The following is a 20,265-nucleotide window of genomic DNA, read 5'->3' on the forward strand; positions in this document are numbered from 1 at the left end:
CGCCCCCTCCCGCGCTCACCAGGCACCCCCGGACGGGTCGTAGCCGAACTGCGCCAGCTCGTCGATGCAGGTGATCGGGGCGGAGGGCATCGCGTGCCCGTCCGGTCCGGGCGCGAACACCTCCGAGGACAGCACGCGGCCGTCCACGCCCGTCACCTCGCGGACGCTGGAGACGAACCGGCGCAGCCGCCCGCCGTGCGCGTAGTCGTTGCGCTTCTCGATGAACACGACGAAGTCGATCGCGCCCGCGATCAGCATGTGCGTCGCCTCGACCGGGAGCCGCTCCTCCGACTGGATCGCGTACGTCGCGATGCGGTTGAACACCTCGACCGACGAGTTCGCGTGGATCGTCGACAGCGACCCGTCGTTGCCCTGCGTCATCGCGTTCAGCATCGTGACGATCTCGTCGCCGAGCACCTCGCCGACGATCACCCGGGACGGGTTCATCCGCAGCGACCGGCGCACCAGCTCGGCCATCGAGATCGCGCCCTGCCCCTCGGAGTTCGGGAGCCGCTGCTCGAACGCGACGCAGTTCGGGTGCAGTTCGGGGAACGCGTCGAGCCCGAGTTCGAGGGCGCGTTCGACGGTGATGAGCCGTTCGTGCTGCGGGATCTCGTTCGCGACGGCCCGCAGCAGCGTCGTCTTCCCCGCGTTCGTCGCCCCGGCGATCATGATGTTCTTGCGGGCCAGCACCGCCGCGCGGAAGAACAGGCCGAGTTCCTGGCCGAACGTCCCGTTCCCCACCAGGTCGGCGAGGAACACCTTGCCGAGCCGCGCGCGCCGGATCGACAGCGCGGGACGGACCGTCACGTCCATCACCGCCGACAGCCGCGAGCCGTCCGGGAGCCGCAGGTCGAGCTGCGGGTTCGCGGTGTCGAACGGGCGCGACGACAGCCCGCTGTAGGCCGCGAGGATCTGGATCAGCTCGACGAGTTCCTCGTCGCTCTCCGCGACCGGCTCGCCCATCGCCTCGCGCCCGTCCGCGTACCCGATGAACACCCGGTCGCAGCCGTTGACGTCGATGTTCTCGATCTCGGGGTCCTCCAGCAGCGGCTGGAGCCGGCCGACGCCGAACAGCGCCGCGTGCACGCCCGCGGCGAGCGCCTCCTCCTCTTCGGCGTTCGGCGGGCGGCGCCCGGAGGTGATCTCGCCGCGCGCGAACTCCTCGAGCACCTGCCCGATCAGCGCGCGGGCGAACTGCCGCTCGTCCTCCCCGGACATCGGGGCGAGGCCGTGCGCGGCGTCCAGGCGGCGCTGCTGCGCGAGCCGGTCGCCGACCTCCTGGCGGAGCCGCTTGACGAGCCCGTGGTCCATCAGCGGCCCCCTTCCGCCTGCGCGCGGGGGGCGGGGACGGGCTCGGACGGCCGCGGCGGCGGGGCCTGCGCGGCGACCGGGCCGGGCCGCGCGTCGGCGCGGCGGGGGTTCGCGGCGACCCGGGCGGCGAGCTCGCCCGCGACCTCCCGCGCCGACCGGATCAGCAGCGACCGGTCGAGCCGGCCGCCCCAGCGGCCCGCGAGCAGGTCGGCGCCCTTGGCGTCCAGGGCCATCCCGCCGAGGACGGTGACGGGCGGCGCGGGCGGCCCCGCCCCGCCCGGACCGGACGGGTCGGGCGCACCGGCCGCGTCGCCCGTCCGGCTCCGGCCGCGCGCCCCGGCGACGATCCGGTCGACCTCGGCGATCGAGCCGCGGAAGTCGCGCGGGTCGGCCAGCACCAGCACCCCGACCGGCGGGCCGCCGCGCAGCTCGCCGCCCAGCACCGACACCCGCTCGCGCAGGTGGGCGACCTGCTCCAGGGTGGCACGGGTGAGCAGCACGACCTGGTCGGCCTCGCGCAGCAGGTCGACGAGCGGGGATCCGGCGCCGAGCCGCCCGCAGTCGACGATGACGTCCACGGGGTCGAGCCCGGCGAACGCCCGTCCGAGCGGCCCCCACAGCCAGGTCATGGCCTGCGCCTGCTCGGCGCCGGTGACCCCGACGAGGACGTCGAGGCCGCCGACGAGCCGCTGGCAGTGCTCGGCGATCTGGTCGGGACGCAGCCCGCGGCGGGCCGTCGCGGCCAGGCTGAGCAGCCCGCGCGCCGGGTTGAGGATGCCGCCGTTCCCGGCCTCCTCGGCGGCGGGCAGCCGGTACACGAGGTCGCCGCCCGCCTGGTCGCACTCGGCGACCAGCACCGGGCGCGGCCACACGGCGCCGAGGGCGACGGCCGCCGTGGTGACGCCGGGCGCCCCCTTGTCGGCCGCGAGCGCGATGACGGCCACGGTCAGTTCCCGCCCGCGCCGGACCCGGCCGCACCGCCGCCGGGCGTCTGCCCGCCACCGGGCGTCTGGCCCCCGCCCGGCGTCTGCCCGCCGCCGGGCGTCTCCGCGCCGCCGCCGGGCGTCCGCGTCGTGGGCGGCGGGGACTGGCCGCCGGAGCCGGCCTCCGTCCCGGGCGGGATCAGCGCGATGGCGGCGGCCCCGGCGGACGCGGCGCCCGCGACGTCGGCCGCCTCGGCCGGCGGCACGGCGACGTCCACGGTCGTCACGCCGGAGCTGAGCCGCTCGCCGCCGATCGTGTTCCCGCCGCCGCCCGTGCCGACGCCCACGACGATCGCGTCGGTGGACAGGACCGTCCCGGGCTTGGCGCCGCCCTGCTCGCCGCCGACCGCGTACACCGTGACGTGCTTGCCCTCCACGACACCGCCCACCGGGAGCTGCCCGGGTTTGAGCGCGAGCCCGACGACGAGGCGTCCGGACGCGGAGTCGTTCGTGGGGCTGATCATCCCGTTGGTGAGCAGCGCGCCCTCCACCAGCGGGACGGTCGCGAAGTGCTTCGTCACCGCCGCCGCCTCGGACCAGCTCAGGTAGTCGATGCCGGTGTCGCCGATCCGCACCTCCCGCAGCGCGCTCGCCGGGATCTGCTGCCCGGCCGCGACCGGCTGCGCGACCGCGATCGCCGACACCCGGTCGCCGCTGGCCATCACGAGGTAGGCGCTGGCGAGCGCGCCGCCGAGGATCAGCAGCACCGCCAGGGCCGCGAGCGCGGGCTTGCGCTCCCGCGGCGGGGTGGGGAGCCGCTGCCCGCCGGACGCGCCGAGTCCCGAGCGGCCGAGTCCGGGCGCGCCACCGGACGGGGTTCCGGACGGGCCTCCGGCGGCAGTCGACTGGTTGGCCTTCATGGCGCTGCCCACGCGCTCCTTCCCGCCCGCCGCGGCCCCGCCTCGCGGGCCCGCGCGCATCACCGAGCGATCCATGCTTGCGGGGGCGGCATCGCCGCGTCAATGGATTCGGTGAGGCCGGGCCTTTAAAACTGGGCGCATACCGCAATGACCAGGGATTTTTCCAACCACATCAACACTTACCTGCAGTCACATAGGTCGCCAGATTCCCAGCTCACGCCCGTCCGGACCGTTGACTTCCTTCGCGTCCACCCGGCCGACCGGCTACCAGGTCGCGGGGAACATGCGGTGCTTGAGCAGCCGATCCACCATCTCGGCCGCCCCCGCGACGTCGCCGCCCGGACCGAGCCGCCGCCCGTCCCCGTGGAAGGCCCACGACCCACCGGGCACGGCGTGCATCCCGACCTCGACCCGCACGTGGCCGCGCGGCCCGAAGGCCGCCACCCACAGCAGCGGCGGCCGTGTCCAGAGGATGCAGCGGTATCCCATCGAGCGAAGCACGGCGGCGAGCTCGCCCAGTTGACGGGCCGCCCCGGATCGCCCTCGCCGGGCACGCCAGGCCACGAGGACGGATGGCCCCCGGCCGGTCAAACCGCGCACCTGGCCCACACCACCTTGCCGGTCTCGTAGAGGGGCCGGACGCCCCATTCCTGCGCGAGCCCGATGATCAGCGGCAGCCCGCGCCCGCCCGTCGCGTCCCGGTCTTCCGGACGGACGACCGGGAGTCCGGCCCCCTCGTCCCACACCTCCACGCACACCGAGTCCTTGACGTCGTCCGGGACGACGATGCGCACGACGATGTGCCCGAATCCCACGTGTTTGCAGGAATTTGTAACCAGTTCCGTAACCACGAGCCGCCCCACGAAGTCGTCGGCGAGCCTCATCGCACGGAACTGCTCCGCGAGAAAGCGCCGGGCACAGGCGGGCGCCCGGTCGGACGGCACGAGGACGAGCGTCGGCACCTCGGGCGCGAGAGCCATGGCTGACATCGGAAGATCCCTTCGCTGCATGACCACTTGTTTCTCTCAGTAGGTCATGCATCGACGCTCTGTGACTGTTAACGTGCGAAAAGAAGGAACATCCCGATGTCGATCTTCGAGCAGCGGTTACAGCCGTTCTAGCGAGTTAAGGAGCGACGATCATGGGAACGCCCCGTCGACGTGCAGTTTCATCGCCCGCACTGGCCGCGTTCGGGCGCCAGTTCAAGCGCTACAGGGAACGCGCCGGGTTGAGTCAGGCGCGCGTCGGGACACGCACCAACAAAACCGCGTCCTACATCTCCCAGGTCGAAAGCGGGAAAAAGCGCTGCAAGCGGGATCTCGTCGAGATCATGGATCCCGAGTTCAAGGCCGGTGGCGTACTCCTCAGCCTCTACGACGACCTGAACGGCGATGGGACACCGGGGTTTCCGACATGGTTCGACTGGCACGAAGTGGAGGCCGAGGCACACATACTGGCCGCTTGGGAGCTCAACATCGTCCCTGGGCTGCTACAGACCGAAGATTATGCCCGGACGCTGCTGGGCACGGAGGAAGCCCTCCGTGCCCGCATGGCTCGGCAAGAGGTTCTCACGCGCGACACGCCTCCCCCGGCCTCCCTGATAGCCCTGCTGAGTGACCAGGTGCTCAACCACTATGTCGGCTCACGCAAGATCATGCATGCGCAGCTTGAGCACTTGCTGACCATGGGAGCACTACCGAACGTGACCATCCAGGTTGTCAGAAGCGAGGAAGGCGTACCTGTTGGGAAGGGAGGATCGTTTGCCTTGGCCACAATGAAAGATCGGACCGAGGTAGCCTACCTCGAAACCGCAGTACGCGGAATCACAACAGATGAGCCTGGGGACATCATGGGACTGGCGCGTACGCTCGACGCATTGAGGGGCAGCGCGTTGCCGATGAGCATGTCACGGGATCTGATCCGAAAGACTATGGAGGAAAGATGGACCTGAGCAACGCAGCATGGCGTAAAGCAAACAGGAGCACAGAGAACGGTGGTAACTGCATCGAGGTTGCTGACGTTCCGAGTGCCGTGTGGCGCAAAGCGAAGAGGAGCGCCGAGCACGGCGGCAACTGTGTGGAGCTGGCTTCCGCTCGTGGCGCTGTCGCCGTTCGGGACAGCAAGGATCCGGACGGACCCAAGATCTTTGTGAGCCGCAGTGCCTTCCGCCGGTTGACGGAGACCCTCAAGGCGACAGGCTGACGTCCTGGCCGGTCGCGGTGACGGTGACGCGGAGGCGTCGGAGGGCGCCGGGCTCGCGCTCGGCGCCGAGCACCGACTGCGGTTGCTTCTGGCCGCGCAGCGGCATAAAGAACGCGTCACCCACCGCGCGACCTCGCGCGATGCCGTCGGCGACGTCCAGGACGAGAAGCGCGCCGGGGCATTCGGGGCCCGAGTAGGGGACCACGATCCGGCCTCCTTCTCGGCTCTGCTCGACCCACGCGTACGGGATCGTGCGGGCCGACGCGGTGACGATCACGCGATCGTAGGGTGCGGAGCCGGGCGCGCCTTCCTCTCCGTCGCCGGTGATGACGGTGACCCGGTCGGCGAAGCCCGTGCGTTCGAGGGCCGCCGACGCGGCCGCGGCCAGGTCGGGATCGATCTCGACCGTGGTCACGCGGGTTCCCGCGTCGGCCATGAGCGCCGCGTTGTACCCGGTTCCCGCACCTATCTCGAGCACACTCATGCCCGGCTCCAGCCCGGCCGCGTCGAGCATGTCCTGGACGACGTAGAGGGCGGATGCGGAACTGGACGGCCACAGTGTGCCGTAACGATCCCGGTGGACTTGTGTCACGATGGCGTCGTCGCTGGCGACGTGTTCTTCCCATAGTGCCGGATCGTTCGCACGATCGAGCGGATGAACCTGCTCACCCGGCGTCCGCACCCAGATGCGTTCGGGTATGAAGTCCCGCCTGTTCACGACTGACCCGTGCCGTTGCAGAGCGGACACTTCACCGCCTGCTTCTTACCGTCGTCCCACTCGTCCCGCGTGCCCTTCCCATGGCAGCCGGGACAATCTACGGGCTTCCTGTGCTTTCCCATGTCAAACCTCCGTTCCTAGGGAACGTTAAGGCAGCACGCTACGGGTAAACAAGATGCCTTCTTGACTCATGGATAACAAGAAAGTCACGCCGCTAGGGCAAATCCATCAAGTCTGGGGCATTTCGAGGCCGATGAGGCGGGCGAGAAGTGCCATCGAGTGGTCGAAGTAGTCGTCGCGGTCCTCGATCGTGTTGTTGAAAGTGCCGAACAGTTCGAAGCTCAGCGTGCCGAACAGGGCCGACCACGCGGTGACGGCCCGTGCCGCGATGTCGTCCGGCACCGCCATGCCGACGCCCTCGCGGATGCGGGCCATGTCGGCGGCGATGGCGGACGGTGCGGGCGGGCACGGCCCGACCGGGTCCAGCACCCCGGCCGCGTGCGCCTCGGTGACGATCCGGGCGTACACGACCGCGTCGCGGACGGCCGCCTGGACGGTGTCGCCCGGCGCCGTGTAACCGGGGACGGGTGAGCCGTACAGCAGCGCGAACTCGTGCGGGTGCGCGAGCGCCCACGCGCGGACGGCCCGGCACACGGCGAGCCACCGCTCGCCGAACGCGTCCGGACGGTCGTCCCGGACGGCGTCGTCGGCCCGTTCGACGGCCGCGCCGATGGCGTTGTACCCGTCGATGATCAGGGCCGTCAGGAGATCGTCGCGGCTGGGGAAGTACCGGTAGATCGCCGAGGACACCATCCCCATCTCGCGGGCGATGGCGCGCAGCGACAGCCCCGCCGCGCCGTCCGTCGCCAGTTGCTTCCGGGCGATCTCGGTGATCTCCGCGATCAGCTCCGCGCGTACCCGTTCCCGTGCCGTCCTGCCTGCGCTCATGCCGCGAGGCTAGCAGAGCGCCGAAACAAAACGAGAGCACCGCTCTTGACGAACGGCGCACTCGTCAGAGAGCATTGCTCTCGGAACGGAACGCTGATTCCAAGGGAGATCGCCGATGCTGCTCTACACCGGCCCGAAGCTGGACACGCTGCACGACGAGTACGCGCTGCGGGGCCGCATCGACGAGTCCGCGCAGCTCACCAACGCGTCCAGCGTGGTCATCGACCGGCCGGCCGGTGAGGTGTGGGACGTCCTCGCCGACCTGCGCGGCTGGGAGGGCTGGGACCCCGGCTTCAAGCTCCGCTCGCTGGACGCCGTCGAGCCGGGACGCGAGTTCCGCTGGGCGCAGTCCGGCACGCCGCTGCGCTCGCGCTTCGCGGTCGTCGACCCGGGCAGGGAGCTGAGCTGGACGGGCGTCTTCCTCGGCGTCTACAAGGCCGTCGACCGGATGGTCCTCACCACCGAGGGCGCCGGCACCCGCGTCACGGTCCAGGAGTCGCTCGCCGGCCCGTTCCTGCCGCTCTTCTACAGCGAGCGGAAGCTCCGCGCGGGCCACGAGGCCCGCCTCGCCGCCCTCAAGGCTCATCTCGGCGGCACCGGGCGCTGACAGCACGAATCCGAACAACCAGAAAAGGGAGAAGAAGCATGGGCAAGCACGTGATCGCGGGGGCCGGGCAGGTCGGGACGCAGCTGGCCGAGCGGCTGCTGGCGGGCGGGCACGACGTGACCGTCGTGACGCGGTCGGGGTCGGGGCCGGAGGGCGTCGAGAAGGTCGCCATGGACGTCTCGGACCGGGCGCGGCTGGCGACGGTCGCCAAGGGCGCCGACGCGATCTACAACTGCGTGAACCCGCCGTACCACCGGTGGACGCAGGAGTGGCCGCCGATGGCGGCGTCGTTCCTCGGCGCGGCCGAGGACACCGGGGCCGGGCTGGTCACGCTGGGCTGCCTGTACGGGTACGGGCCGGTGGACGGCCCGATGACCGAGGCCACCCCGCTCGCGGCGACGGGCGTCAAGGGCCGGATGCGCGCCCGGATGTGGGAGGACATGCGGGCGGCCCAGGAGGCCGGACGGGTGCGGGTCACCGAACTGCGGGCGTCCGACTACTACGGGCCGCGCAGCACCGACCAGGCGCACCTGGGCGAGGTGCGGTTCGTGAAGCCGCTGCTCGCGGGCAAGCGGGTGATGTTCATCGGCGACCCGTCGCTGCCGCACGCGTGGACGTACCTGCCGGACGTCGCCGCGGCGCTGGCGATCGCCGGGACGGACGAGCGCGTGTGGGGCCGCCCGTGGCACGTCCCGACCGCGCCGGCGGTGTCCGCGCGGGACGTGGCGGCGCGGCTGTGCGAGACGGCCGGGGCGCCGGCGCCGCGGGTGCACGAGATCCCGCGCGCGATGCTCGCGGCGATGGGGAAGGTGAACCCGATGATGCGCGAACTGCGGGAGATGCGGTACCAGTTCGAGAAGCCGTACATCCTGGACTCCTCGGACTTCGAGCGGACTTTCGGGATGGCGCCGACGCCGCTGGACGGCGCGCTGCGGGAGATCATCGCGGCGGCGTGAATTCCGGCGGGCCCGTTCCGTCGGGAAAGGTGTCCGAAAAGGGCGCCGTACCCTGCGGAAACGTGTCGTCCGGCCCGGCCGGGAAGGGCTCGTTAATTAAGCTGTCCCGGACGGAGAGCGGTGCACGATGAAGGGGCTTCGATGCGGATCTCGTTCACGGCGCTGACCGGCGGCGGGCCTCGGGACGTCGTGGTCAGCGTCGACGCGGAGGCCACCGTGGACGGGGTCGCGCGGTCGCTGGCGGCGGCGCTGGACGGGCGGGCGCAGCAGGCGTCGGTGACCGTCCCGACCCCGCGCTTCTCCAAGGACGCGCTGCTGCGCACCGGCGGGACGGCGCCCGCCCCGCCGGCGGAGCGGCGGGCGCTGTGGATGGACGGGCGGATGCTCGACCCGCAGGCCCGCGCGGTGAAGGAGCTGCGGGACGGCGCCGTGGTGGCGGTCGAGGAGGGCGGGGCCGCCGCGACCGTGGTCGCCGAGCCGTCCGGGCTGGTCGAGGTACGGGTGGTGGGCGGCCCGGCGGCGGGGACGGTGCACCGGCTCGGGCTGGGCACGAGCACGCTGGGGTCCGGGGACGACGTGGACGTGCGGCTGGCCGATCCGGCGGCGCCGCCCCGGGCGCTGCGGGTGACGGTCGCGCCGGACGGCGTGCGGGTGGAGGCGTCCGGGATCGGCGCGGAGCTGGCCGGGGAGCCGCTGGGCGGCCCGGCGGCGTGGGCGCACGGGGCGATGCTGTCGATCGGCGCGAGCGTGCTGACGCTGGCGCCGGGCGCGGCCCCGGACACGCACCTGGAGCCGCTGCCGGAGGGCGGGGCGGCGTTCAACCGGCCGCCCCGGCTGGCCCCGGCGCGGCGCGCCCGGCGGCTGGAGGTGCCGCGGCGGCCCGAGCGCAACCCGCGGGAGCGGCTGCGGCTGGTCGGCGCGCTGCTGTTCTCGGTGTTCGGGCTGGTCATGGCGTTCGCGCTGAAGCAGTGGTGGTGGGCGCTGTTCGCGCTGGCGTGGCCGCTGATGACGGTCGGCGAGTGGGTCGGCGACCGGATGCACGGCCGCAAGTCGTACAAGAAGGCGCTGCGCGAGTACCACGACAAGGCGGGACGGTTCGACGGCGAGCTGGACCGGCTGCGGCGGGACGACGAGGACGAGCGGCGGGCGCTGCACCCGGATCCGGCGGAGGTGCTGCTCACCGCGACGGGGCCCCGGCGGCGGCTGTGGGAGCGGCGCCGCGACGACCCGGACGTCCTGCACCTGCGGGTCGGCCTCGCCGACCTGCCCGCGCGCGTCGAGCTCGTCGACGGCGGGCCCCGCGAGGACGCGCCGGGCGTGCCCGTCCCGATGGCGCGGCAGGTGCCGGTGGCGCTGCCGCTGGCGGACGTCGGCGTGCTGGGCGTGACGGGGCCGCGTCCGGCGTCGCGGGCGCTGGCCCGCTGGCTGGTGGGGCAGGCCGCCGCGCTGCACAGCCCGCGCGACCTGGCGATCGTGGTGCTGTCGGCCGAGCCGGACGCCGCCGGCGAGTGGAACTGGGTGCGCTGGCTGCCGCACTGCGCGCCGCGCGAGGACGAGGACTGCGCGGCGCTCGTCGGCACCGACCAGGCGTCCATCGCGCACCGCATCACCGAGCTGGCCATGCGCGTGACCGAACGCAGGCGCGCGAGCCAGGCCGAGTCCCAGTTCCTGGGCGGGCAGGTGAAGCCCGCTGATTCGGTGCCGTACAACATCCTGGTCGTCCTGGACGGGGCGCGCGCGCTGAGGCGCGTCCCGGGCATGCCCATGCTCCTGTCGCGGGGAGCGGAGTACGGCCTGTACGCGATCTGCATCGACGACGAGGAACGGCTCCTGCCCGAGGAGTGCAGCGCCGTCGCGTCCTGGGACCCCCAGTACCCGGCCGTCGTCCACCTCCAGGGGCAGGACCTCGACGCCATCGGGCCCGTGCTCGCCGACCAGGTCTCCCCCGCCTGGACCGACCGGGTGGCGCGCGCGCTGGCGCCCGTCCGGGACGTGTCCAGGGAGGACGCCGAGGAGTCCCTCCCCGCGAACGTGCGGCTGCTCGACCTCCTGCAGCTGCCCGACCCCACCGCCGAGGACGTCCTGCGGTCGTGGACGCGCACGGGCGGGCGGACGACGCGGGTCCCGATCGGCGTCGGCTCCGGCGGGGCGCGGCCGGGACGGGCCGGGCGCGAACCGTACGAGATCGACCTGCGCGCGGACGGCCCGCACGGGCTGATCGCGGGGACGACCGGCGCCGGGAAGTCCGAGCTGCTGCAGACGCTCATCGCGTCGCTCGCGCTGGGCAACCGGCCGGACGAGATGACGTTCGTCCTCATCGACTACAAGGGCGGTTCGGCGTTCAGCGAGTGCGCGAAGCTGCCGCACACGGTCGGGCTGGTCACCGACCTGGACGGGCACGCGACGGAGCGGGCGCTGGAGTCGCTGGCCGCCGAGCTGCGGCGGCGGGAGGAGATCCTGCTCGCCGCCGGGGCCAAGGACATCGACGACTTCACCGACGGCCGCACCCCCGCCTCGGCGCCGATGCCCCGGCTCGTCCTGGTCATCGACGAGTTCGCCGCGATGGTGGAGGAGCTGCCCGACTTCGTCACCGGGCTGGTCGACATCGGCCGCCGGGGCCGCTCCCTCGGCGTCCACCTGATCCTCGCGACGCAGCGCCCGGCCGGGGTCGTGACGGCCGACATGCGCGCGAACACGAACCTGCGGATCGCGCTGCGCGTCACCGGCGCCGACGACTCCACGGACGTGCTCGACTCGGCCGACGCCGTGCGGATCCCGAAGTCGCTGCCGGGCCGCTGCTACGTCCGGTCGGGCGTGGCCGCGCCGCACGCCGTGCAGTCGGCGCGGATCGGCGGGCGGCGGCCGGGCTCCGCGGCGCGCGGCACGACCGTCCTGCCGCTGCCCTGGCAGGGGCTCGGCCGCCCGCTGCCCGCGCCGCGCGACGCCGCCGACGACGCGGCCGCCGTCACCGACCTGGGCGTCCTCGTGCAGGCGGTGGACGAGGCCGCCCGGCGCGCGGGCATCGCGCGGCAGCCGTCGCCGTGGCTGAACCCGCTGCCCGAGCAGGTGCGGCTGACGCCCCGGACGGCGGCGGGCGGGTCGGTCGTGGACGTCCCGCCGGTGCCGTTCGGCATCACCGACCTGCCCGCCGTGCAGTCCCGCGAGGAGCTGGCGCTCGACCTGGCGTCCGGCGGCCACCTGTACCTGGCGGGCTCGGCCCAGTCGGGACGGTCGACGGCGCTGCGCACGCTCGCGGGGTCGCTGGCGGGGGCGTGCTCGCCGTTCGACGCGCACCTGTACGCGATCGACTGCGGCTCCAACGCGCTGCTGCCGCTGGTCGCGCTGCCGCACTGCGGCGCCGTCGTCACCCGCGACCAGCTCGACCGCTGCGAGCGGCTGATCACCGCGCTGTCGGCCGAGGTCGCGCGGCGGCAGCAGCTGTTCGCCGAGGCCGGGTTCGCGTCGCTGCCCGAGCAGCGCGCCGCCGTCGCCGCCACCGACCGGCTGCCGTGGATGGTGCTGGTCCTGGACCGCTGGGAGGGCTTCCTCGGCGCGTTCGAGCACTACGACTACGGCCGGCTCGTCGACCAGGTCCTGCGGCTGCTGCGCGAGGGCGCCGCCGTCGGGCTGCGCGCGGTGTTCACCGGCGACCGCTCGGGCCTGTCCGGGCAGGTCTCCACCGTGTTCGACCGGCGGCTGATCCTGCGGATGGCCGACCCGAACGACTACGGCTTCGCGGGCCTGCAGGACCGGCACGTCCCGGCCGCGATGCCGCCGGGCCGCGCCCTGGAGGCCGTCGCGCCCGGCGCCCCGCCGCGCGAGTCGCAGATCGGGCTGCTCGGCGACGACCCGTCCGGGACGGCGCAGGTCGCGGCCCTGCAGGAGATCGCGCGGGGCTGCGTCGCCCGGTACGGGCGGCTGCCGCGCCGCCGCCGTCCGCTGCACGTGGACGAGCTGCCGGTGCGGGTCACCTACCGGGAGGCGATGGCGCTCGACGCCGACTTCCTGGCGCCGTCCGCGCTGTGGGCGCTGGCCGGTGTCGGCGGCGACACCCTCGCGCCCGTCGGGATCGACCTGCTGAACGAGGGGCCCGGTTTCGCGGTCGCGGGCCCGCCCCGGTCCGGGCGGTCGACGGCGCTGCGCACGATCGTCCACTCGCTGCTGGATCCGGCGGTCGGCGGCGGGCTGGTGCCGGTCGTGCTGGTGACGCCGCGCCGGTCGCCGCTGCGGCTGCTGTCGGGACGCCCCGGCGTGCTGGGCGTCCTCGCCTCCGACGCGGACGCGGGCGACCTGGAGGCGGCCATCGGCGACGAGCACCGGTACGTGGTCGTCGTGGACGACGCCGAGTTGCTGGACGAGACCGACCTCGACGACGCGCTGTGCGGCGTGCTGCGGACGGCGCGGGACGGCGAGCACGCGGTCGTCATCGGCGGCACGACCACGGACCTGGGGCGCGGCTACCGGGGGTTCCTCGCGGACGTGCGGCGCTCCCGCTCGGGCGTCCTGCTGTCGATCGAGTCCCCGGACGACGGCGACCTGTTCGGCCTGCGGCTCCCCCGCAACGCGCCCCTCGCGGGCCCGAGCGGGCGGGGACTGTTCGTCGCCACCGGGACGGCCACGCAGATCCAGGTGGCGCTGCCGCCGCCCGTCACGGGCGACTAGCCGGAGGAGGGAAAGAGGAGCGGGCCCCGACCTCGGGGGGATGGGCCGGGACCCGCGGCTCGGTACGAGGCGTCGGTACCGCGGGTCAGCGGGTCGCGGCCTCGATGTTCTGCTGGGAGCGCTTGATGTCCTGGCTGCCCTGCTCCAGGGCGACGGCCATCTTGTCGAAGGCGGTCTTGGCCTCGGCCCACGCGGCGCGGAACCGGTCGGCGCCCGGCCCCCACCAGACGGCGCTCGAGCTGACCGTGCGGCCGTTGAGGTCCCTGATCAGGGCGTCGAGGTTCCGGCCGTGCTTGGCGAAGATCCGGGACAGTTCCTCGAGTTCGCCGATGTTGGCGCCGCGCTTGTCACCGCTCATCACTGTGGCCTTTCGTAAAGAATGGCGCCAGCCTACGCCCGAGGGATCATCGGAATCCAGTGCCAACCGGCCGATCGGCCGGAGATACGGCGACATTTCGGCCACCGCACGCTGACCGGATGTGGACGTAACGTCCAGGCGAGCGGGAACTCCGGACCCGCCGGGGAAGGCGCCCCGCACGCTTGTGACCCGGTCAATTACCGTGCGTCAAGCGATTTTCAGAGCGCGGCCCCCGCCGCTTTCCGGGCATTCACCGCGCCGCCCGGACGGGGTCGTTCACCGGGTGCGCGCCGGGGTCGAGGACCCGCTCGCCGATCAGCGTGAGCCGCCCGTCGATGTCCTTGAACTCGAACCGGCGCCGCACGTCCTGCCGCACCTTGCCGCTGTCGTACCGGACGACCGTGTGCTCGACGGCCTCGAGCGTCACGACGTCGCCGTCGCGGACCGCCCTGGCCCCGTTCAGGGTCGTCTTCGCGCCGGTGTAGGCGGGCCCGCCCTCGACCGGCGCCCGGTTGCGGCTCTCCAGCTCCCGGACGGCCCGCGCGTGCCCGTCGGCGACTCCCGGGGAGATCCGCACGCCGAGGATCTCGGCGGGCAGCCCGGTGCGCTCGCGGTCCCGCGTCTGCACGAGCGCCTGCGAGCGCAGCTGCACCAGCGTCTTCGCGACCGCGGTGAGCTGCTCCGTCGTCTCGTGGTCCATCCGCGGGGTGCCGCGGCGCACCTCGGCCGAGGGCAGCAGCAGGCAGGCGGCCGCGAGCGCGACCGCCAGAACGGCCCTCGCGAACAGGCGCACCATGCCCCCTCCTCGCCCCCTCCTCGGCTGATCACTGGCGAAGATACACGCCGTCCCGGGGGCCCGTCCGGGCTCGCGCGGAAGCCGCCCGGAACATGTGGAATGAAAACCGTTCTCGCCTTGTTGGCAGGGGCATGAAGCGCAACATCCACCCGGAGTACCGCACCGTCGTGTTCCGTGACCGCGCGGCCGACTTCGCCTTCCTGACCAGGTCCACGGCCGTCGCCGGCCAGACCGTCGAGTGGGAGGACGGCCGCACGTACCCGGTGGTGGACGTGGACGTCTCGTCGGCGAGCCACCCGTTCTACACCGGCCAGGGGCGCGTGTTCGACACGACCGGAGCGGTCGAGAAGTTCAACCGCCGATACAACCGCTGAGACTTACGCCACACCTTCGGGACGGCGCCGGACGGGACCGCGCACGCGTGAGACCCGCCGATCCCGCGCGCGGCGCCGTCCGGACGTCCGAGGGCCCGCATCCGCACGGACGCGGGCCCTCCGCGCGTCCGTCCGTCCCGCTGTCCGGGACGGACGGAACCCGCCCTGACCCCTGCGAACGTGCGGGTCTCCCCCTATAAGGAGGGGCTTACGAAAACCTCAAAGCGCGGTTATCTAGACTGCGCCTGCGAGGTTGAGGGAGGAGACCCACGTGCGCAAGGTCCTGATCGCCAACCGCGGCGAGATCGCGGTCCGAATTGCCCGTGCCTGTGGTGACGCAGGGTTGGCGAGCGTCGCCGTGTACGCCGAGCCGGACCTGGACGCGCTGCACGTGCGGGTCGCGGACGAGGCGTACGCGCTCGGCGGCTCGACGGCGGCCGAGAGCTACCTGGACATCGAGAAGCTGCTGAAGATCGCCGCCGAGGCCGGTGCGGACGCCGTCCACCCCGGCTACGGGTTCCTGGCGGAGAACGCGGACTTCGCCGCGGCCGTGCAGAACGCCGGGCTGACCTGGATCGGCCCGCCGCCCGCCGCGATCACCGCGCTGGGCGACAAGGTGCAGGCGCGGCACATCGCGCAGAAGGTCGGGGCGCCGCTCGTCGCGGGCACCACCGACCCGGTGTCCGGCGCCGACGAGGTCGTGGAGTTCGCGAAGAAGCACGGGCTGCCGATCGCGATCAAGGCGGCGTTCGGCGGTGGCGGGCGCGGGCTGAAGGTCGCGCGGAAGCTGGAGGAGGTCGAGGAGCTGTACGACTCGGCCGTCCGCGAGGCCGTCGGCGCGTTCGGCCGCGGCGAGTGCTTCGTCGAGCGCTACCTCGACAAGCCGCGGCACGTCGAGACGCAGTGCATCGCCGACAAGCACGGCAACGTGGTCGTGGTGTCGACCCGTGACTGCTCGCTGCAGCGCCGCCACCAGAAGCTCGTCGAGGAGGCCCCGGCGCCGTACCTGTCCGACGAGCAGCTCGAGCTGCTGTACAGCTCGTCCAAGGCCATCCTGAAGGAGGCCGGGTACGTCGGCGCGGGCACCTGCGAGTTCCTCGTGGGCCAGGACGGGACGATCTCGTTCCTGGAGGTCAACACGCGGCTGCAGGTCGAGCACCCGGTGACCGAGGAGGTCGCGGGCGTGGACCTGGTCCGCGAGATGTTCCGCGTCGCCGACGGCGAGGAGCTCGGCTACGGCGACCCCGAGCTGCGCGGCCACTCGATCGAGTTCCGGCTGAACGCCGAGGACGCCGGGCGCGGCTTCCTGCCGGCCGTCGGCACCCTCACCGCGTTCGACCCGCCGACCGGGCCGGGCGTCCGGCTCGACTCCGGGTACGTGTCCGGGCAGACGGTCCCGCAGGCGTTCGACTCGCTGATCGCGAAGCTGATCGTCACCGGCGCGTCCCGCCGCCAGGCCGTGGAGCGCGCGCGCCGCGCCCTCGCCGAGTTCACGATCGACGGGATGCCGACCGTCCTGCCGTTCCACCAGGCGGTGCTGGACGACCCCGCGTTCGTCCCCGCGGACGACGCAGAGCCGTTCGCCGTCCACACCCGGTGGATCGAGACGGAGTACGACAACCAGATCCCGCCGTTCCAGGCGGCCCCGGCCGACGAGGAGGACGCGGGCGAGCGGGAGCGGGTGACGGTCGAGGTCGGCGGCAAGCGCATCGAGGTCGTGCTCCCGGCGGGCCTCGGCGCGTCGGCCGCGCCGGGCGCCGCGGCCGGGCAGGCGCCCGGCAAGCGGCGCGGCGGCAAGAAGACCTCCGCCGCGCAGGTGTCGGGCGACGCGCTGGTCAGCCCCATGCAGGGCACGATCGTCAAGCTCGTCGCCGAGGACGGCGCGACCGTCGCGGCGGGCGACACCGTCGTCGTGCTCGAGGCGATGAAGATGGAGCAGCCGCTCACCGCGCACAAGGCGGGGACGATCAGCGGACTCTCCGCCGAGGTGGGCCAGACGGTCACCGCGGGCGCGTCCATCTGCGACATCAAGGACTGACCCCCGCCGGTCCGCCGCGCCGCCCCCCGCCCGCTCCCGGGCGGGGGGCGGCGCGCTTCCGGCGGCCGTCGACACGGTCGTCCGGGGCGATCCGGGGGTGCGGATTTTCTGAAATGGGTGGTGACGGACTGATTGTCGGGGTCTTCCACGAGGCAGACTAGAGACATGAGCTCCGACAACCGGACGGCCCGGACGGTCCGTCGCGCGGCGCTTCCCGCGCTCGTGGCGGGCTTCGTCGCGGCCGGACTGGCCTCCCCGGCGGCCGCCGCGGCCGCGATCCCCGACACCGCGCGCCCCGCCGCGTCGGTCCAGCACGCCGCGGCGGCACCCGCCGCGGCCCTCCCGAACACCGCCCCCCAGGCGCCCGCACGGGCCGACGACACCGTCGGGCAGATCGCCAACGGGCTGGTCGACTCCCGGCTGTATGTGACCTCCGGCGCCGGGAACGCGCTGAGCGCGGCCGACCGGCAGCAGGTCGAGTCCCGGCTGAACGGGCTCGGCGACGCCGACGTGCGCGCCGTGGTCGTCGACAACGGCATCACCCAGCAGCAGATGGGCCAGATGCTGGTGTCCGTCGCGAACCGCGTCGGCGAGGGCGAGACCTACGTCGGCGTCACCGCGAACGGCCGGCTGATGGCCGGAATCTCCCAGAACCTGGACGAGCAGAAGATCAACCAGATCGTCACCCGTACCAACGGGCAGCCGCTCAAGGAGCGGATCATCGACTTCGGCGACCGCGCCGAGAAGCAGGTCGACGAGAACTCCGCGGCCGCCGCGACCCTCGGGTACGTGATGCTGGGCGTGCTGATCGCGCTGGTCGCGGCCGCGAGCTCGGTGTTCCTGGTGGCGCGCAAGCGCCGGCAGGAGCGGCAGGCCCGCGAGATGACGGAGCTCAAGGAGGGCGTCGAGGAGGACGTGACGCTGCTCGGCGAGGACATCGCCCGGCTCGACCTCGACGTCATGGACCGCGAGCTCGACCCGGCGATCCGCGCCGACTACGAGCGCGCGATGAACTCCTACGACGAGGCGAAGCGGGCTACCGACCGCGCCGCCCGCCCGCAGGACATGCAGAACGTCACGCAGGCGCTGGAGGACGGCCGGTTCTTCATGGTCGCGACCCGCGCCCGCCTCGCGGGCGACGAGGTGCCGGAGCGGCGCGCCCCCTGCTTCTTCAACCCGAACCACGGCCCGTCGGTCAAGGACGTCGTGTGGGCGCCGCCGGGCGGCACGGCCCGTTCCGTCCCGGCGTGCGCGGCCGACGCGAAGGCGGTGCTGAGCGGCGCCGAACCCGACTCCCGGATGGTCCCGTACCAGGGCGGGCGGCGGCCCTACTGGAACGCGGGCCCGGCGTACGCGCCGTACGCGGGCGGCTACTACGCGGGCTACGGCGGGTTCGACCTGCTCACCGGCATGATGGTCGGGACGATGCTGGGCTCGATGATGTCCGGCGGGTTCGGCGGCTACGGCGGCGACATGGGCGGCGGCTTCGGCGGCGAGGGCGGCGACGTCGGCGGCGGCTGGGACTTCGGCAGCGGCGACTTCGGCGGCGGCGGGTTCGGCGACTTCGGGGGCTTCTGAGAGGCCGCCCGCCGATGGTCCGCATTCCGGGCGATCCGGGAGCGTGGGGGCAGCTCCGGTACACGCTGGGGCTGCCGCTGCCGCCCGGTAACCGCGAGTGGGTGCGGCACGACCTCACCGACGCGGGCTGGCGCGGCCGCCTGCTGTGGCGGCACGTCTGCCTGATGATCCCGGTGTGCGCGGTGCTGGCGCTGCTGCCCGGCCCCTGGTGGGTGCACGTGTCGGTGCCGCTGATGGCGCTGGCCGCGAGCCTGCTCGCGGTCGCGGTCACCGCGGACGAGCTGCGCCGCACCCGGCTGCGGCGCCACGGCCTCGCCGAACCACCCCGCATGCGCTGAACATCCGGATCCGGGCGTGTCCCCTCCGGCCGCGTGCAGTCCCCTCCGGCCGCGTCCAGTCCGGGCGCGTGCCGTCCGGGCGCGTGCCGTTCCGTCCGCGTGCCGTTCCGTCCGCGTGCCGTTCCGTCCGCGCGTTCGGGTCAGTACGCGTGCTCGGTCATCAGGCGGCGGGCCGCCTCGGTGATGCTGCCCGACAGCGACGGGTAGACCGCGAACGTCTGCGCGACCTGGTCGACCGTCAGGTGCTGCTGCACCGCGATCGACACACCGAGGATCAGCTCGCTCGCGCGCGGCGCGACGATGACGCAGCCGAGGACGATCCCGGTGGACGGGCGGCAGAACAGCTTCACGAAGCCGTCCTCGAACCCCTGCATCTTGGCGCGCGCGTTCGTGAACAGCGGCAGCATGACCGTCCGGGCGTTGACCTCCCCGGAGTCGACCATCTGCTGGGTGACGCCCACCGACGCGACCTCGGGGTCGGTGAAGATGTTCGACGACACCCATCCGAGCTTCAGCGGCTGGACGGCCTCGCCGAGCGCGTGCCACATCGCGATCCGGCCCTGCATCCCGGCGACCGACGCCAGCATCAGGATGCCGGTGCAGTCCCCCGACGCGTAGATGTGCGGGACGGACGTCCGCGACACCTTGTCGACCTTGACGAACCCGCGCTCGTCGCACTCGACGCCGACGTCCTCGAGCCCGATCCCCCGCGTGTTCGGGATCATCCCGACGGTCATCAGGCAGTGCGAGCCCTCGACCTTCGTGCCGTCCTCCAGCGTGACGATCACGCCGTTCCCGGAACGCTCCACGCTCGCCGCCCGCGACCGCGACATGACGTTCATCCCGCGCCGCAGGAAGACCTCCTGCAGGACGGACGCGGCGTCGGCGTCCTCGGTCGGCAGGATGCGGTCCCGCGACGACACCAGCGTGACCCGCGACCCCAGCGACAGGTACGCGCCCGCCAGCTCCGCGCCGGTGACCCCGGAGCCCACGACGATCAGCTCCTCGGGCAGCGCCGGGAGGTCGTAGAGCTGCCGCCAGTTCAGGATGCGCTCGCCGTCGGGTTCGGCACCGGGCAGCACGCGCGGCGTCGCGCCGGTCGCGATCAGCACGATGTCGGCCCGGATCCGGCGGTCGCCCACCGCGACGACGTGCGGCTCGACCAGCCTCGCCTCGCCTCGGACGATCTTCACCTCCTCGTAGGCGAGCCGTTCGGCGACGTCGAACGACTGGGCCCGCGCGAGGTCCCTGACGCGCTTGTTCACGGTGGCCATGTCGGCTTCGAGGCCGCCGACGATCCCGTCCGGGCCGCCGTTGAAGCGCAGGCCGAGGCCCGCCGACTCCGACATGACCGCCATCCGGGTCGAGGTGGCGATGAGCGTCTTCGAGGGCACGCAGTCGGTCAGGACGCACGCGCCGCCGGGGCCGTCGCGCTCCACGACGGTCACGTCGGCGCCGAGCTGCGCCGCGACGAGAGCGGCCTCGTAACCGCCCGGGCCTCCTCCGATGATGACGATGCGGGTCATATCTCCG

At 73.1% G+C, this 20,265-nt stretch carries 19 protein-coding genes; 9 read left to right on the forward strand and 10 right to left on the reverse strand.

What is annotated here, in order from left to right; all coding sequences use genetic code 11:
- Positions 1-15: 15 nt before the first annotated feature.
- From F7P10_RS12325 to F7P10_RS12345, 5 genes are all read right to left on the reverse strand, one after another.
- Positions 16-1,314 (reverse strand): CpaF family protein, encoded by a 1,299-nt coding sequence (locus F7P10_RS12325; RefSeq protein WP_151009471.1) that lies wholly within the window; start codon positions 1,312-1,314, stop codon positions 16-18.
- Positions 1,314-2,258, reverse strand: a complete 945-nt coding sequence (locus F7P10_RS12330; protein ID WP_254716563.1) for a hypothetical protein — start codon at positions 2,256-2,258, stop codon at positions 1,314-1,316. Before F7P10_RS12330 ends, F7P10_RS12325 begins: the two co-directional genes overlap by 1 nt.
- A 2-nt stretch (positions 2,259-2,260) precedes the next feature.
- Positions 2,261-3,169 (reverse strand): hypothetical protein, encoded by a 909-nt coding sequence (locus tag F7P10_RS12335; RefSeq protein WP_151009472.1) that lies wholly within the window; start codon positions 3,167-3,169, stop codon positions 2,261-2,263.
- A gap of 252 nt (positions 3,170-3,421) precedes the next feature.
- Positions 3,422-3,646, reverse strand: coding sequence for a hypothetical protein (locus F7P10_RS12340; RefSeq protein WP_151009473.1), 225 nt, complete (start codon positions 3,644-3,646; stop codon positions 3,422-3,424).
- Between the two features lie 98 nt (positions 3,647-3,744).
- On the reverse strand, positions 3,745-4,146 hold the full coding sequence (locus tag F7P10_RS12345; protein ID WP_176611439.1) for an ATP-binding protein: 402 nt from the start codon (positions 4,144-4,146) through the stop codon (positions 3,745-3,747).
- Positions 4,147-4,298: 152 nt separating this feature from the next.
- Between F7P10_RS12345 and F7P10_RS12350 the strand changes: the two genes are divergently transcribed.
- Positions 4,299-5,108, forward strand: coding sequence for a helix-turn-helix transcriptional regulator (locus F7P10_RS12350; RefSeq protein WP_151009475.1), 810 nt, complete (start codon positions 4,299-4,301; stop codon positions 5,106-5,108).
- Complete coding sequence (locus F7P10_RS12355) at positions 5,099-5,359, forward strand: DUF397 domain-containing protein (RefSeq protein ID WP_151009476.1); 261 nt, start codon at positions 5,099-5,101, stop codon at positions 5,357-5,359. Before F7P10_RS12350 ends, F7P10_RS12355 begins: the two co-directional genes overlap by 10 nt.
- Here F7P10_RS12355 and F7P10_RS12360 read toward each other — a convergent pair.
- Complete coding sequence (locus F7P10_RS12360) at positions 5,343-5,951, reverse strand: protein-L-isoaspartate O-methyltransferase (protein WP_254716564.1); 609 nt, start codon at positions 5,949-5,951, stop codon at positions 5,343-5,345. The genes F7P10_RS12355 and F7P10_RS12360 overlap by 17 nt on opposite strands.
- Before the next feature lie 354 nt (positions 5,952-6,305).
- A complete protein-coding gene (locus tag F7P10_RS12365) occupies positions 6,306-7,025 on the reverse strand; it encodes a TetR/AcrR family transcriptional regulator (protein WP_151009477.1) in 720 nt (239 codons plus the stop codon).
- A gap of 115 nt (positions 7,026-7,140) precedes the next feature.
- On the opposite strand from F7P10_RS12365, the gene F7P10_RS12370 reads away from it, so the two are divergent.
- The 3 genes from F7P10_RS12370 to F7P10_RS12380 all read left to right on the forward strand — a co-directional run bounded on the left by F7P10_RS12370 (position 7,141) and on the right by F7P10_RS12380 (position 13,250).
- On the forward strand, positions 7,141-7,632 hold the full coding sequence (locus F7P10_RS12370) for an SRPBCC family protein (RefSeq protein ID WP_151009478.1): 492 nt from the start codon (positions 7,141-7,143) through the stop codon (positions 7,630-7,632).
- Positions 7,633-7,670: 38 nt separating this feature from the next.
- Positions 7,671-8,588 carry an NAD-dependent epimerase/dehydratase family protein gene (locus F7P10_RS12375; protein ID WP_151009479.1) on the forward strand — a complete coding sequence of 306 codons (918 nt, stop codon included), beginning with the start codon at positions 7,671-7,673 and terminating at the stop codon, positions 8,586-8,588.
- A 141-nt stretch (positions 8,589-8,729) separates the two neighbouring features.
- Positions 8,730-13,250: an FtsK/SpoIIIE domain-containing protein gene (locus F7P10_RS12380; protein WP_151009480.1), complete on the forward strand. Its 4,521-nt coding sequence runs from the start codon at positions 8,730-8,732 to the stop codon at positions 13,248-13,250.
- Positions 13,251-13,335: 85 nt separating this feature from the next.
- Here the strand turns inward: F7P10_RS12380 and F7P10_RS12385 are convergent, their stop codons facing one another.
- Both F7P10_RS12385 and F7P10_RS12390 read right to left on the reverse strand, forming a co-directional pair.
- Positions 13,336-13,608 (reverse strand): WXG100 family type VII secretion target, encoded by a 273-nt coding sequence (locus F7P10_RS12385; protein WP_151009481.1) that lies wholly within the window; start codon positions 13,606-13,608, stop codon positions 13,336-13,338.
- Positions 13,609-13,858: 250 nt separating this feature from the next.
- The gene (locus tag F7P10_RS12390; protein ID WP_151009482.1) at positions 13,859-14,404 is read right to left on the reverse strand and encodes a hypothetical protein; all 546 of its coding nucleotides are present in this window, start codon (positions 14,402-14,404) and stop codon (positions 13,859-13,861) included.
- A 131-nt stretch (positions 14,405-14,535) separates the two neighbouring features.
- On the opposite strand from F7P10_RS12390, the gene F7P10_RS12395 reads away from it, so the two are divergent.
- The 4 genes from F7P10_RS12395 (at position 14,536) to F7P10_RS12410 (ending at position 18,732) form a co-directional block, all read left to right on the forward strand.
- Positions 14,536-14,778: a type B 50S ribosomal protein L31 gene (locus tag F7P10_RS12395; RefSeq protein ID WP_151009483.1), complete on the forward strand. Its 243-nt coding sequence runs from the start codon at positions 14,536-14,538 to the stop codon at positions 14,776-14,778.
- Between the two features lie 271 nt (positions 14,779-15,049).
- The gene (locus F7P10_RS12400) at positions 15,050-16,816 is read left to right on the forward strand and encodes a biotin carboxylase N-terminal domain-containing protein (RefSeq protein WP_151009484.1); all 1,767 of its coding nucleotides are present in this window, start codon (positions 15,050-15,052) and stop codon (positions 16,814-16,816) included.
- Between the two features lie 165 nt (positions 16,817-16,981).
- Positions 16,982-18,394 carry a hypothetical protein gene (locus F7P10_RS12405; RefSeq protein WP_151009485.1) on the forward strand — a complete coding sequence of 471 codons (1,413 nt, stop codon included), beginning with the start codon at positions 16,982-16,984 and terminating at the stop codon, positions 18,392-18,394.
- Positions 18,395-18,408: 14 nt separating this feature from the next.
- On the forward strand, positions 18,409-18,732 hold the full coding sequence (locus F7P10_RS12410) for a DUF5313 family protein (protein WP_151009486.1): 324 nt from the start codon (positions 18,409-18,411) through the stop codon (positions 18,730-18,732).
- 140 nt (positions 18,733-18,872) lie between these two features.
- Here the strand turns inward: F7P10_RS12410 and F7P10_RS12415 are convergent, their stop codons facing one another.
- Positions 18,873-20,258 (reverse strand): NAD(P)H-quinone dehydrogenase, encoded by a 1,386-nt coding sequence (locus F7P10_RS12415; RefSeq protein ID WP_151009487.1) that lies wholly within the window; start codon positions 20,256-20,258, stop codon positions 18,873-18,875.
- Positions 20,259-20,265: the final 7 nt, after the last annotated feature.

This window comes from Actinomadura sp. WMMB 499, from assembly GCF_008824145.1.
In the GTDB taxonomy this organism is placed as follows: domain Bacteria; phylum Actinomycetota; class Actinomycetes; order Streptosporangiales; family Streptosporangiaceae; genus Spirillospora.

Excerpts from the sequence above, each read along its gene's own strand:
- F7P10_RS12325 (WP_151009471.1), bottom strand. The coding sequence starts at position 1,314 with ATGGACCACGGGCTCGTCAAGCGGCTCCGCCAGGAGGTCGGCGACCGG.
- F7P10_RS12410 (WP_151009486.1), top strand. The coding sequence starts at position 18,409 with ATGGTCCGCATTCCGGGCGATCCGGGAGCGTGGGGGCAGCTCCGGTAC.
- F7P10_RS12385 (WP_151009481.1), bottom strand. The coding sequence starts at position 13,608 with ATGAGCGGTGACAAGCGCGGCGCCAACATCGGCGAACTCGAGGAACTG.
- F7P10_RS12365 (WP_151009477.1), bottom strand. The coding sequence starts at position 7,025 with ATGAGCGCAGGCAGGACGGCACGGGAACGGGTACGCGCGGAGCTGATC.
- F7P10_RS12340 (WP_151009473.1), bottom strand. The coding sequence starts at position 3,646 with ATGGGATACCGCTGCATCCTCTGGACACGGCCGCCGCTGCTGTGGGTG.
- F7P10_RS12370 (WP_151009478.1), top strand. The coding sequence starts at position 7,141 with ATGCTGCTCTACACCGGCCCGAAGCTGGACACGCTGCACGACGAGTAC.
- F7P10_RS12405 (WP_151009485.1), top strand. The coding sequence starts at position 16,982 with ATGAGCTCCGACAACCGGACGGCCCGGACGGTCCGTCGCGCGGCGCTT.
- F7P10_RS12395 (WP_151009483.1), top strand. The coding sequence starts at position 14,536 with ATGAAGCGCAACATCCACCCGGAGTACCGCACCGTCGTGTTCCGTGAC.
- F7P10_RS12355 (WP_151009476.1), top strand. The coding sequence starts at position 5,099 with ATGGACCTGAGCAACGCAGCATGGCGTAAAGCAAACAGGAGCACAGAG.
- F7P10_RS12415 (WP_151009487.1), bottom strand. The coding sequence starts at position 20,258 with ATGACCCGCATCGTCATCATCGGAGGAGGCCCGGGCGGTTACGAGGCC.
- F7P10_RS12350 (WP_151009475.1), top strand. The coding sequence starts at position 4,299 with ATGGGAACGCCCCGTCGACGTGCAGTTTCATCGCCCGCACTGGCCGCG.
- F7P10_RS12380 (WP_151009480.1), top strand. The coding sequence starts at position 8,730 with ATGCGGATCTCGTTCACGGCGCTGACCGGCGGCGGGCCTCGGGACGTC.
- F7P10_RS12390 (WP_151009482.1), bottom strand. The coding sequence starts at position 14,404 with ATGGTGCGCCTGTTCGCGAGGGCCGTTCTGGCGGTCGCGCTCGCGGCC.
- F7P10_RS12345 (WP_176611439.1), bottom strand. The coding sequence starts at position 4,146 with ATGTCAGCCATGGCTCTCGCGCCCGAGGTGCCGACGCTCGTCCTCGTG.
- F7P10_RS12375 (WP_151009479.1), top strand. The coding sequence starts at position 7,671 with ATGGGCAAGCACGTGATCGCGGGGGCCGGGCAGGTCGGGACGCAGCTG.